This window comes from Streptomyces sp. NPDC002403, from assembly GCF_053593015.1.
Map to the genome: position 1 here is coordinate 1 of NZ_JBSFBQ010000005.1, position 13,564 is coordinate 13,564.

Annotated in this window: 5 protein-coding genes; 2 read left to right on the plus strand and 3 right to left on the minus strand. The window is 72.1% G+C overall.

What is annotated here, in order from left to right:
• Window positions 1-51: 51 nt before the first annotated feature.
• From ACWCPY_RS08010 to ACWCPY_RS08020, 3 genes are all read right to left on the minus strand, one after another.
• A complete protein-coding gene (locus ACWCPY_RS08010) occupies window positions 52-5,325 on the minus strand; it encodes a type I polyketide synthase (protein ID WP_451263495.1) in 5,274 nt (1,757 codons plus the stop codon).
• Window positions 5,326-5,348: 23 nt separating this feature from the next.
• Window positions 5,349-6,410 carry a ketoacyl-ACP synthase III family protein gene (locus tag ACWCPY_RS08015; RefSeq protein WP_451263496.1) on the minus strand — a complete coding sequence of 354 codons (1,062 nt, stop codon included), beginning with the start codon at window positions 6,408-6,410 and terminating at the stop codon, window positions 5,349-5,351.
• A 63-nt stretch (window positions 6,411-6,473) separates the two neighbouring features.
• Window positions 6,474-11,036: an amino acid adenylation domain-containing protein gene (locus tag ACWCPY_RS08020; protein ID WP_451263497.1), complete on the minus strand. Its 4,563-nt coding sequence runs from the start codon at window positions 11,034-11,036 to the stop codon at window positions 6,474-6,476.
• Window positions 11,037-11,247: 211 nt separating this feature from the next.
• Here ACWCPY_RS08020 and ACWCPY_RS08025 point away from each other — a divergent pair, with 211 nt between their 5' ends.
• Both ACWCPY_RS08025 and ACWCPY_RS08030 read left to right on the plus strand, forming a co-directional pair.
• Window positions 11,248-12,192: a TauD/TfdA family dioxygenase gene (locus ACWCPY_RS08025; RefSeq protein WP_451263498.1), complete on the plus strand. Its 945-nt coding sequence runs from the start codon at window positions 11,248-11,250 to the stop codon at window positions 12,190-12,192.
• Window positions 12,193-12,209: 17 nt separating this feature from the next.
• Entirely contained in the window at window positions 12,210-13,553 is a 1,344-nt protein-coding gene (locus ACWCPY_RS08030; RefSeq protein ID WP_451263499.1) for a cation:proton antiporter, read from the plus strand.
• The last annotated feature ends 11 nt before the right edge of the window (window positions 13,554-13,564 follow it).

Here is a 13,564-nt window from a genome sequence, read left to right on the forward strand (position 1 = left end):
GCCGCCCCCCTCTCCGGCCGGAGAGGGGGGCGGCCTCGTGTGCGGTGGGGGTCATTGCTCCGACAGCAGCTCCGCGACATGCCCGCTGATCGCCACCACCGTCGGCTGGTGCCACAGCAGCGTGGCCGGCAGCTTGTGGCCGAAGCGCTTCTCCAGCCGCTTGCGGATGACGATCGTCATCACCGAGTCGAGGCCCTGCTCGACCAGCGAGCGCCGCACGTCGAGCGACGCGACCGGCAGCCTCATCTCGCCGGCGATCTGGCCGGCGATCTCCTCGGTCAGCCGCTCGCGCAGCTCCTCCCCCGACAGACCTGCGAAGAGGTCGTCGTCGGCCGGCCCCCCACCGGCCGCGGCGGGCTCCGCCGTGCCGATCTCCCGCAGCAGCGGCAGCCGTTCGGTGCCCGCCTCCAGCGGTACCGTTCGCAGCACCGGGAAGTGCCCCGTGCCCCGGCGCGCCGCGTGGTCCCACGCCGCGAACGCCTCGGACAGCGAGATGTCGGTGACGCCCCGCTCGCGCAGCTCCAGGTCCACGACCTCGTTCACGGCCATGCCCTGACCGCGCCACGAGGTCCAGCCGAAGCTCGTGGTGTCGCCCCGGTGGTGCGCCAGCGCGTCCAGGAACGCGTTGGCGGATCCGTAACTGGCCTGGCCCGGGAGTCCGAGAAGCTGGCCGCAGGAGGAGAAGAGCACGAAGAAGTCCAGGGTGCCGACCGGGAACAGGTCGTGCAGCACCCACGCGCCCTGCGCCTTGGGCCGCATCACCGCCCGCAGCGACTCCTCGTCGACATCCGGGACCATGCGGTTGTCGAGGACGCCCGCCGCGTGGACGATGCCCCTGATCGGCGGCATGCCGAGGGCGTCCGGAGCGAGCAGCCGGGCCGCGGCGGCCTTGTCACCGATGTCCAGGGCCACCGCGCGCACGGTCACCCCCGCCGCCTCCAGCGCCCTGACGCCCGCGATGTGGCGCCGGGTGACCTCGTCGGTCGCACCGTCCCACTCCGCGCGCGGCGGCAGCCCGCTCCGGCCGGCCAGCACCAGGCGCCGAGCGCCCCGCCCGGCCAGCCACCGGGCGACCTCCAGACCCAGCACACCGAGGCCGCCGGTGATCAGATACGTGCCGTCGGACCGGCAGGCCACGGCGTCGTGCTGCTCCTCGCGCTCCGTACGGGCCAGCCGGGCCACCTCCGCGGCACCGTCCGCCCGCAGTGACACCACGTCCTCACCCGGTGCCGCCCGCACCACGTCGAGCAGCCGGCCCGCCGCACCCTCCGCGGCGTCCGCCGGCAGGTCGACGATGCCGCCCCACAACTCACCGTGCTCACCGGCGACGATCCTGCCGAGCCCCCACAGCGCGGAGTGCGCCGGCCCGGTCGTGTCCCGGCTCTCCCGCACCCCCGTGGTCACCGCCCACAGCCGGGGAAACCTCACGGTGCCCAGCGCGGCCAGCCACTGTGCGGTCTCCAGCAGCAGCCAGGCGTTCGCGGCCGCGGCGTCGGGTACCGCGTCCTGCGGCGCGGGCTGCGGCGGCAGCACCAGTACGTCCGTGGCCGCCTCGAACCCGGCCGCCGGTACTCCGAGGTCGCCGGGGCGCTTCACGGCCAGGAACCGGCGGCCCTCGGCGGTGACCCGCTCGCGCAGCGCGCCCGCCAGCGGATGGTCGACGGCACCGATCAGCACCACGTCCCGCCCGGTGCGCTCCGGGTCCGCCTCCGCCTCCGGTGCGAGGCCCAGCGGACGCCAGGCGATCTCGTGGACCAGGTCACGGGGTGGCGCCGCCGCCATCGAGTCGTTGCCGATCCCGCCGTACCGTACGCCGGTCAGCGCGGCCAGCACATGGCCGTCGGTGTCCGCGATCAGCACATCGACCAGGTCGGCCGCCGGGTCGTGGGTGACCCTGATCTCGGCCACCGGCGGCGGATTCCCCTCGACCCGCATCTCGGCGAGGCCGGCCACCATGCGCAGCGTCGCGGGCCCGGGGTACGCGGAGGGAGCGATGGACAGGGCGGCGTCGAGGATCGGGGCCCAGGTCACCGGTGCTCGGTCCGGCAGGGCGGGACGTACCCGGGCGTGCAGTGTGCCCTCGGCGCGCAGGAGGCTCTCGACGGTCCAGTCGAAGCCCATGCTCGGGACGCCGACCGAGGCGAGGTGCCGCTGGATCGCGCCCGGGTCGGCAGGGACCAGGCCGTCGGGCGGCGTCGGCATTCCGCCCAGGGGCGCGTCGTCGGCCGACCCCGTCGTGGCGGTCGTATGGGTCAGCCAGGAGCCGTCGCCCTCGGCCGGCCGCGAGGACAGCCGGAGCCCGTCGTCCTCCCGCACCACCTGGAGCTCACGGCGCTCGGACACCGGCAGCGGCAGGCGCAGCGCGATCTCGCGCAGACATCCGGACGTCGTCCCGTCCGTGTTCCCGGGTCCGCCGCCCGACGCGGCCAGGAACGTGTTGAGCAGTACGGCGGCCGGGACGATCTCGGTCCCGTTGATGGTGTGGCTGCCGGGATAGGGCCGGTTCGAGTCCTCCAGGAGGGTGCGCCACAGCCGCAGGGCCCGGCCTGAGACGGAAAGGGGCTGCCCGAGCAGTTCGTGCGCGTCCACATCGTGCCCGCGGCCCTGGCCCGCGCCGGGGAAGGCCGTCTCCCGCCAGTGCGGCCTGCGCTGCCAGGCGACCCGCGGCAGGGGGACCAGCTCACCGGCCGGCTGGAGACGTGCCCAGTCCAGGCCGATGCCGTGGGTGTGCGCGGAGGCGAGGGCGGAGAGCAAGGTGTCCGGTTCCGGCTGGTTGCGGCGCAGGGAGGAGCCGACGAAGGCGTCCTCGATGCCCTCCTCCGCCAGCGTCTCGCCGATCGAGTGGGCCACCACGGGGTGGGCCGAGATCTCCAGGAACGCGCGGTGGCCGTCCTCCGCCGCGGCGCGGGTGGCCGCCGCCAGCCGGACGGTGTTGCGCAGGTTGGCCGCCCAGTAGGCGCCGTCGGCGGCGGGAGTGCTGCGCGGGTCGGGGTGCGCGGTCGAGTACATGGGAATGCGCGGTTCCCCGGGTCTCAGGTCGTGTGCCGCAGCCGCGAGTTCGTCGAGAAGAGGGTCCATCTGCGGGCTGTGGAAGGCGACGTCGGAGGCCACCCGGCGCACCTGCAGGCCCTCGGTCCGCCACTCCTCGACGAGGGCCTCCACACCGGCGGTGTCACCCGAGATGACCGTGGAGTTCGGCGACGCCGCGATGGCGACCACCACATCGGTACGGCCCGCGAGCCGCTCGGCGGCCTCCTCGGCGGAGACGGAGGCCATCGCCATCGCGCCGTGTCCGGCCACCCGGCGCAGCAGCTTCGACCGGCGGCAGATCAGCCGGGCGCCGTCCGCGAGGGAGAGCAGGCCGCAGGCCACGGCGGCTCCCACCTCGCCCACGGAGTGACCTATCACCGCGTCGGGCTCGACTCCGTACGCCCGCCAGACCCTGGCGAGACCCATCTGCACCGCGAAGATCATGGTCTGGATGCGGTCCACGGTCTCGAAGTCGCCGTCCAGCAGCACCTGTCGGGGAGAGAAGCCGATCTCCTCCAGGAACACCGGGTCCAGTTCGTCGATCACCTCGGCGAACACGGACTCCGACGCGAGCAGTTCGCGTCCCATGCCCGCCCAGTGCGAGCCATGTCCCGAGAACACCCACACCAGGCCCTTGCCCGGGTCCGCCGGGACCGAGCCGACGACCGCCTCGCGCGACTCGTCGCCCTCGGCGATCGTCCGCAGCCCGGCCGCCAGTTCCTCCCGGTCGCACGCGACGACCGCGGCCCGGGTCTCCAGATGCGAACGGCGTACCGCCAGGGTGTGCCCGAGGGAGTCCAGGCCGCTTCCCCGGCCCTCCTCGGCGAGCCATCGGGCCAGTCGGCCGGCGTAGTCGCGCAGGGCGGCCGGGGACTTCGCGGACAGCGGGAACAGCCGTGGGCCCGTGGCCGGTCGCGGCAACGGAGCGGCGGGGGCGACGGGCTCGGGCGCCTGCTCCAGGATGACGTGGGCGATGGTGCCGCCGTAGCCGAAGCCGGAGACACCGGCGCGGCGCGGCCGGCCGCGGTCGGGCCACGGGGTGCGCTCGGTGACGACGCGCAGACCGCCCGAGTCCCAGTCGATGGCCGGGTTGCCCCGGGTGTGGTTGAGACTCGGCGGGATCTCGCCGTGGGCGAGGGCAAGGACGGCCTTGAGCAGACTGGCGACGCCCGCACCCGCCTCCAGGTGGCCCACGTTCGGCTTGACCGAACCGAACAGGAGCGGTTCACCGGCGGGCCGTCCCTCGCCGTACACGGCGCCCAGCGCCCCTGCTTCGAGGGGGTCGCCGACCCTGGTGCCGGTGCCGTGGGCCTCGACGTAGTCGACCGATGCCGCGGTCACACCCGTGCGGCGGAGGGTCTCCTCCAGCAGCCGCTGCTGGGCCGTTCCGCTGGGGGCCATGATGCCGTTGGTCCGGCCGTCCTGGCTGATGTGGCTGCCCCGGACGACGGCGAGTACCCGGTCGCCGTCGCGTTGTGCGTCGGCGAGTCGCTTGAGCACGAGGACCGCCCCGCCCTCACCGCGCCCGTAGCCGTTGGCCGAGGCGTCGAAGGGCTTGCAGCGGCCGTCGGGAGCGGTGGCACCGGCGGACTCCAGCGTCGCGGACAGGCCGGGCGAGATGATCAGGTTGACGCCGCCGACGAGGGCGATGCCGCTCTCCCGGGCCCGGAGGCTCTGACAGGCCAGATGGGTGGCGACCAGCGACGCCGAGCACGCCGTGTCCACGGCCATGCTCGGGCCGTGCAGATCGAGGGCGTACGAGATCCGGTTCGCGGCGGCGCACATCGCACTGCCGATACCGGTCCAGGCCTCGATCGCCGGCAGGTCCTCCAGCAGCCGTCGCCCGTAGTCGTCCGAGCCGATGCCGACGAAGACGCCGGTGTCCCCGCCGCCGAGGCTCTGCGGCGGGATGCCCGCGTCCTCCAGTGCCTCCCACACCACTTCGAGGAGCAGCCTCTGCTGCGGGTCCATCAGCTCCGCCTCGCGGGGCGTGAGGCCGAAGAAGGCGGAGTCGAAGCCCTCGATGTCCCGGATGAAGCCGCCGGGTACGTCGGAGCGGCGGACCACGGCGCCGTGCTCCGGGCCGAGGTCCCGGTAGATGCCCCAACGGTCCTGGGGCATGTCGCCGATGCCGTCACGGCCCGACAGCAGCATGTCCCAGAACTCGCCGGGGGAGTCGGCGTCGCCCGCCAGCCGGCAGCCGGCCCCGATCACGGCTATCGGTTCCGGCCCGGTGACCGGTGCTGTGCCGGTCTCTGCCGCGGCCTCGGCCGCGAACTCGTCTCGTATGGACACGACTTCGGTCTCCTTAGCCTTGTTCAACTGCGCCACGGGGCGATGTCGCGGATCCGCACGACCGCGCTCGACAGGGTGACGCCCGGTCCGACTCCGAGCATCAACAAGACGTCACCTGGCCCGAGTTCGCCGGTTCCCACCAGGTGGTCGAGGGATACGATCTGGTCGCTCGCGCCGAGATGTCCGACGGTCCGGCCGAACTCCCAGGTCGACTTCTCCATGGGGAGGCCGAGCGCGGCCATGCAGCGCTGCTCGACGATCTCCCGGGAGTAGTTCATGTACGCGACCCGGGTGACGTCGCCCAGTCCGACACCCGCCTCGGACAGCGTCCGTTCGACCAGCGCCAGCGTCATCCCGTGGACCTTGACCAGTGCCCGGGTTCCGACGCCCTCCGCGAGAGCGGCCTGCTTGAACTCGGCGTTGCGGGCCCGGAAGTCGAGGGGGCGTTGGACGGTGGGGCCGGGCGGGAACAGCGGCTCGGCTCCCCGGTGCATCTGTTCGGCCTCGGACACGGAGACCGAACCCACGGCGAGCAGCTGGGCGAAGGACGGTTCGGTGGTGAGGAGGACCGCGCTGGCGGCGTCCCCGGCGACGTAGCCGGGGCCCATGGTCCACCGGTTCATCATCGGGGTGCCGAAGTTGTCGGACGCGACGAGCAACGCGGTCGCCGGCTCGCCTCCGTCCGGCGCCGCGGGCATGCCCCGCAGGTAGCCCGCGGCGAGTTGCAGCGCGGCGAACATGCCGTTGCAGCCCTGCCGCACCTCGACCGACAGCACGTCGTCGCCGACCAGGTGGCGCTGCAGGTAGTACTGGGGCTGCCAGCCGTCGGGGCCCTGGTGCCAGGAGTCGGCGTACAGCAGGACGGTGGTGTCCTCGGGGCGGTGGCCGCAGCGCTTGTACGCCTGTTGCGCGGCGCGCAGGGCCATTTCGGGGGCCGGGGTCTCTCCGGCCACCGCCGCGCCGGCCAGTTCGTGCAGCTCGACGTCGATGGCGGGGTAGTGACCCTGCTCGACGGCCTCCTCGATGGCGACCGGGTCGGGCACGAAGGTGCCGAGCCCCTTGATGAATACGTCGGGCGTCCGCAAGGCCGCCTCGCCTCCTCGGGATGGGTGGGGGTGGTGCGGGGATGTCGGGCCGGCCGGTGGCGGTCAGTCCCGGCCGGCGAGCGTTTCCAGCGTGTCCACCAGCCGGGCGAGCAGCCGCCTCGCGTCGGTCCGGGAGAAGACGTCGGCCCGGTAGCCGAGCCTCAGGGTCAGCATGCGGCCCGGCAGGGCGACCAGCCGGAGCGGGTAGTGGGTGCCGTCCTCCACGCCGAGGGCGGTCAGCCGCAGACCGTCGACACCGGTCGGCCCGCCCGCTTCGAGGGCGCCGTTGACGAACGTGATGGCGGTGTCGAAGAGGGCGCCACCGCTGTAGCCGAGCGCGGTGCCGCCCCGTGGGCCCTCCGCCTGGCGCTGGATGTCGGCCAGCCCCAGGTAATGGTGGGGCACCAGGGACAGCTGCTCCTCCTGAAGCCGTGCCAGTGTCGCCATCAAGGGTTCACCGGCCCGCAGCCGCACACGGTAGGGGACCGTGTTGGCGAGCAGGCCGACGATGCTCTCGACCCCGGGCAGCTGGGACGGGCGCCCGGAGACGGAGGTGCCGAACAGCACGTCGTCGCTTCCCGTGATCCGGGAGAGCAGCAGCCCCCACGCGCCGTGCACGGCGGTGCTCAGCGTGACGCCGTGGTCGACGCAGGACGCGGAGAGCGTGCCGGTCAGCACCGCACCGAGTTCCTGGGTGAGGTGGGCCTGGTGCTCCGCGGCCGGCCCCGTCACGCCGTCGGCGACATAGGTGGGGCCGGCCAGGCCCCGCAGAGCGGCGGCCCAGGCACGCCGGGACTCGGTCCGGTCCCGGGTGGACAGCCAGGCCAGGTAGTCACGGTGCTGACGGGCGGGAGGCAGCCCGGCACCGTCGCCGCCCTGCCCGTACAGGGCGAAGAGCTCACGCACCAGGATCGACGTGGACCAGCCGTCCCACAGGATGTGATGGGCCGTCAGAACGACCCGGTGGCGGCCGTCGGCCAGCTTCAGCACCAGGAACCTGAGCAGGGGTGGCGCCGTCATGTCGAAGGGACGGCCTCGTTCCTCCGCCGCCAGCCGCAGCGCCTCGGCCTCCCGCTCGTCCTCCGGCAGCGCCGACAGGTCCCGCTCGGCCCAGGACGGCCGCAGCCCGTCGCAGATGATCTGTACGGGCTCCTCGGTGTCGGTGTGCCGAAAGGCGGCCCGCAGACCGGCGTGCCGTTTCAGCAGCGATGTGCCGGCCGCTCTCAGCACCGCCGTGTCCAGCGGACCGGCGAGGTCGAAGCGGAGCTGTGCCGCGTAGGCGTCGACGCCGTCCTCGGCCAGGATGCTGTGGAAGAGCAGGCCCTCCTGGAGGGGCGTGAGCGGGAGTACGTCGGACATACCGGGGTGGGCGGCGCCCAGTGTGTCGATCCCCGTCTGGTCCAGGTCGACCAGGGGCAGATCGGCGGGGGTGAGGCCGGCGGCGCCGGGCGGGCCGCCATGCGCCGGCGGGCCGCTCCTGGCGACCGGACCGCTCCCGCTTCCGGCCCCTTCGGCCCGGTCCTCCATGCGGGTCACCATGCTGGTGTGCGGGGCGAGTTGCGCGACGGTCGGGTGGCGGAAGACATCGCCCACCTCGAATCCGAGCCCGGCCCGGTGCGCCTGGGCGACCAGTTGCAGAGCGAGGATGCTGTCGCCGCCGTGACCGAAGAACGAGTCGTCCACACCGAACCGGTCCGACCCCAGTACCTGTGCGAACAGCGCGCAGAGGATCTCCTCCCGGTCGTCCGCGGGCGGCCGCCCGGTCCCGGCGGAGGAGAAGTCCGGCTCGGGCAGCGCGCCGCGGTCCACCTTGCCGTTCGGTGTGACCGGCACGGCGTCCAGCTCCACCACCATGGGAACCATGTGTTCCGGCAGCGAGAGCGCGGCCTCCCGGCGCACCTCCTCGGTATCCAGCACAATGCCGGGTGCGGGCACCACGTGGGCGACCAGCCGCTTGTTGCCCGACCGGTCCTCCCACACCGCCGCCACCACGGCCCGGACCGACTCCTGGCCGGCGAGCACCGCCTCGATCTCACCGAGCTCGATGCGGAAGCCGCGGACCTTGACCTGGCTGTCCACACGCCCGAGATAGTCGAGTTGTTCATCGGCCCGCCAGCGCACGAGATCGCCGGTGCGGTACATGCGCGACCCGGGCGGACCGTAGGGGCACGGCAGGAACCGTTCGGCCGTCAGCTCCGGCCTGCGCAGATAGCCCCGGGCGACCCCGGCTCCCCCGATGTACAGCTCCCCCGCCGCCCCGGGGAGGACCGGCAGCACGGCGTCGTCCAGCACGTACACCTGGGAGTTGGCGACGGGACGGCCGATCGACGGTGTGTCCGCCGGGTCCAGCGGCGGGCTCACGGTGGTGGTGACGGTCGCCTCGGTGACGCCGTACTCGTTGAAGATCCGCCGGCCCGGGGCCCACCGTCGCAGTGTCTCGGGGGCCGGGGGTTCACCGCCGGTGATCAGAACGTTCAGCTCCGGCAGGTTCTCGGCCGGTGTCCGGGACAGGAAGACCGGGGGGATCGCGGCCTGCGTGATCCGTTGCGTGCTCAGCAGCGCGGCCAGTTCCTCTCCCGTCAGGGTTCTTCCCTCGGGAGCCAGCACCAGCCGGCCGCCCGCCAGCAGGGTCGGCCAGATGTCGGCCATCGCCACGTCGAAACTCGGCGACACCAGTTGAAGCACGCGGCTCCCGGTGCCGAGGCCGTACCGTCGCACGTTGCCCTCGACCAGGTTCCTGAGGCCCCTGTGCGGCACGACGACGCCCTTGGGGGCCCCGGTGGAGCCGGACGTGTAGATGACGTAGGCCGGGTCGTCGGGGCCCGGAGCGGGCGGGCCGACCGCGGCGCGCGCCGGACCCGGCGGGATGTCCGTGCCGTCGAGGAGGATGCGGACGACGCCGTCGGGCAGCCGCGTCTCCTCCTTCGTGGTCACCACACAGGCGGGGGACGAGTCGCCGACGATGTGGACGAAGCGCTCGGTGGGATAGGACACGTCGACAGGCACGAAGGCGGCACCGGCCTTGAGCACGGCCAGCATGGCGGTGATCAGCTCCGGTGAGCGCGGCAGCGCGAGGGCCACGAGGTCCTCGGCGCCGATGCCTCTCGCGCCCAGTTCCCGGGCCAGCAGGTCCGACCGTCCGTCGAGCTCCCCGTACGTCATGGTGCGGGAACCGTGGACGAGCGCGATGTGCGACGAGGCCGCGGCCGCCCGCTTCCTGAACAGCCCGGGCACCGTCTCGTCGTCCAGTTGCAGCGCGGTGGCGTTGCGTTCCACGAGGAGCCCGCGGCGTTCCGTCGCGCCGAGCACGTCGATCGCGGCGATCGGGGTGTCCGGAGCGGCGGCCACGGTACGGATGAAGGCCATCAGTCGCTCCTGGTGCGCCGAGAGGCTCTCCAGGTCCTGCGTCTCGGGATTCCCGTCCAGAACCACGGACATGGCCTCGCCGCCGGGCCCGGGCCGGAAGGTGACGAACAGGTCGAGGACCGGTCCCGAGGCCAGGTTGTGACTGGTGGCCGGGGCGTCGCCGAAACGGAGCGGTCCGCCGTACGGCATGAAGTTGACGACGGGGCCCATCAAGGCGCCCGCTCCGCCCTCCGGGGCGAGTTCGCGCTGCAGGTCCTCCAGCCGGAAACGTTCGTGCTTCAGTGCGTTGCCGACCTCCTTCGTCAGTCGCGGCACCAGATCGGCCAGAGTCGTCCCGGGGGCGACGTCCAGACGCACCGGCACGCTGTTGGTCGCCATGCCGGGGATCCGGCGCGCCGCGACGCTGCGACGTCCCGCCACCGGCACGCCGAGCGTCACCTCCTGGCGTCCGGTCACCCGGTGGACATAGGCCCCGACGACGGCCATGAGCAGGATCTGCCACGTGGTGCCGGACACGGCGGCTGTCTTCCGCAGCAGTTCGAGATCGTCGTCGGGGAACGGGGCCGTCAGCCGCAGCCGCAGCCGCTCCTCCGGCAGGCTCGATCCGGCACCCCGGCGGCCGGGGACCCGCAGTGGCCCCGGCCGGTCACCGAAGTGCTCGACCCAGTACGCCCGGTCCGCCGCGAAGGCCTCGGACGCACGGTACTCGGCCTCGCCGTCGAGAAGGTCCTTCAGCGGACCGAACACCCGGGCGACAGAGGTCCGGCCGGCGGCCAGCTCGGAATATATCTCCGCGAGCCGCTGCCCCAGCAGATGGACGCCGTAGCCGTCGATGACCACATGGTGGATGCGGTAGTAGAAGAAGAACCTCTTCCCGGAGAGTTTGATCAGGGCGAACGCGGTGACGGGTCCTGTGCTCAGATCCACAGGACGCCGGACATCGTTCCGCATCCACCGGTGCGCCAGGTCGTCCGGATCGTCGTCGCCGGAGAAATCGATCAGCGGGAGAGCTGCCGCGTGCCCCGGGTCCAGCACCTGCCACAGACCGTCGTCCTGGACCACCGACCCGATGCGGACGACATCGGCCTCGGCGCGCAGGATCTTCCAGGCCCTGTCGAACAGAGCGACGTCGACCGGGCCGTCGACAGCGATGTACTCCGCACAGTTGTACGCCCACCCGGAGGAATCCATCTGGTGGGCGAACCAGACCCCTTGCTGGCCGGCGGACAAAGGAAGCCGGATCGCGTCCCGGTCGATCATTCTCGACTCCGTCGCTCGCTGTTTCCAGGAAATCCCGTACACAGAACTGCACGGTGAAGACCACCCTGGGTATCTCAGCTATAGACCGCCTATACAGCCTCCGGTTCCGACCGGACCCGGTGCGGGAGGGGGCCGATAGGCCGGGTAGCGATGAAATATAGACGTGCTCTCCAGGGTCGGACCGACCAAGGTCCTGCCGCTAGGAGAAGCCATGACGGACGGTTACAGCGCCTGGGCGCCCCTTGTCGTCACGCCGGCCGACATAAAGGCCGAAGCGACGCCGGAGGGCCTGATCAGCCATCTGCGCGGTCTCGGTGATCTGGACGTTCTGCTGACCCGGGAGAAATCCTTGGTATTCCGCGGATTCGAGGTCGGGACAGCCGAGCTGGAATCCGTGATGGACCTGCTGCTGCCGAATCGACTGGCTTACGTCAACGGCAACTCGCCCCGTACCAAGGTCGGGCAGAACGTCTACACGTCGACGGAGTACCCGCCGGAGTACACCATCTCGATGCACAACGAGTTGAGCTACGCCCACCGGTGGCCGGCCCGGCTGCTCTTCTTCTGCGAACGGGCCGCCGGGTCGGGCGGCGCGACTCCTCTGGTGGACGGGGTGCGCTGGCTGGAGGCTCTCGATCCCGAGGTGCGCGAGCGTTTCGCCGGCGGGGTGCGCTACGCGCAGAACCTGCACGGCGGACACGGCTTCGGCAAGAGCTGGCAGGACACGTTCGAGACCGGTTCACGCACCGAGGTCGAGGCGATCCTCGCCGACAGCGACGCGAACCACGAGTGGACCCGGGACGGCGGGCTGCGGGTGAGCCAGGTACGGCCGTCGACCGCCCGGCATCCGGTGACCGGTGCCGAGGTCTGGTTCAACCAGGCCGACCAGTGGCACGCCGCCGGGCTGGGCGACGAGACGGCGGCAGCGCTCCACCGGATCATGCCGGAGAAGGATCTGCCCCAGTCCGTCACCTTCGCCGACGGCTCCCCGATCCCGGCGCAGTACATCACCCAGGTGCGCGACCGCGGTCTGGAGGCCGCTGTGGACGTCGACTGGCAGACCGGTGACGTGCTGCTCATCGACAACATGCTGGTCGGTCACGGCCGCAGGCCCTTCACCGGTCCGCGCCGGGTCCTCGTCGCCATGTCCGACTGAATCGAGGGAGAGAGTCCGTGGTCATCGCGATAGAACCGGTGCCGCCCCTGGGCGGGCATCCACTGGCCATGCTGCTGGTCCAGGTGGCACTTCTGCTGCTGGTCGCGACCCTCCTGGGACGGCTCGCGGCACGCTGTTCGCTCCCCCCCATCGTCGGCGAGCTGCTGACGGGCGTCGTCCTCGGGCCGTCCCTGCTCGGGCACACCCTGCCCCAGGTGTCCGCATGGCTCTTCCCCGAGGTGCCGACGCAGGCGCATCTGCTGGATGCCGTGGGCCAGCTCGGCGTCCTGCTGCTGGTCGGCATCACCGGTCTGCACATGGACACCGGACTGATCCGGAAACGAGCCACCACGGCCGTGCGCGTCAGCCTGCCCGGCTTCGCCATTCCGCTGGGCCTCGGCATCACCGCGGGATCCCTGCTGCCCGCCTCGCTGCTCGCGGAGGGCTCGGACCGCAAGGTCTTCGCCCTGTTCATCGGCATCGCGATGTGTGTGAGCGCCATCCCGGTCATCGCCAAGACGCTGATGGATCTCGGCATGCTGCACCGCAACGTCGGGCAGCTCATCCTCATCTCGGGAACGGTCGACGACGTGCTGGGCTGGTTCGGTCTCTCCGTCGTCACCGCGATGGCCACGAGCGGACTGAATGCCGGAAGCCTGGTCCGGTCGGCGGGTCTCCTGCTCCTCTTCTTCGCGGCCGCGGCACTCATCGGCCGCCCGCTCGTGCACCGCGCCATGCGGACGACCGTCAGGTCGGACGACCCGGGGGTGACCCTCGGCGTGGCCGTGACGCTGGTCATCGCGTTCAGCGCGGCTACGCACGCGATCGGTTTCGAGGGCGTCTTCGGCGCGCTGGTCGCCGGAATCCTGATCCGCGGGGCGGGCAAGGACGTGCTGACCCGGCTGGCGCCCCTGCGCACCTTCGTCGTGGCGGTACTGGCGCCGCTGTTCTTCGCGACGGCCGGCCTGCGGATGGATCTGACCGCGCTGGCCGATCCGGCCGTGCTGCTCACCGCGGTGATCCTGCTGATCATCGCGATCGTCGGCAAGTTCGTGGGGGCCTTCATCGGCGCCTGGGCCAGTGGCCTCAACCGCTGGGAGGCGATAGCGCTCGGTGCCGGCATGAACGCCCGAGGTGTCGTCGAGGTGATCGTGGCGATGGTCGGCCTGCGCCTCGGTGTGCTGAACACGGCGATGTACACCGTCATCGTGCTGATCGCGGTGGTGACGTCGTTGATGGGGCCGCCGATCCTGCGCCGGGCGGTGGACCGGATCGAATTGACCGCCGACGAGGAACTGCGGAGATCCGACCTCCGGTCCACCCTGCACAAGGACGATCTCCGGCCCGTGGAACAGCCGTAAGGGCTGTTCCG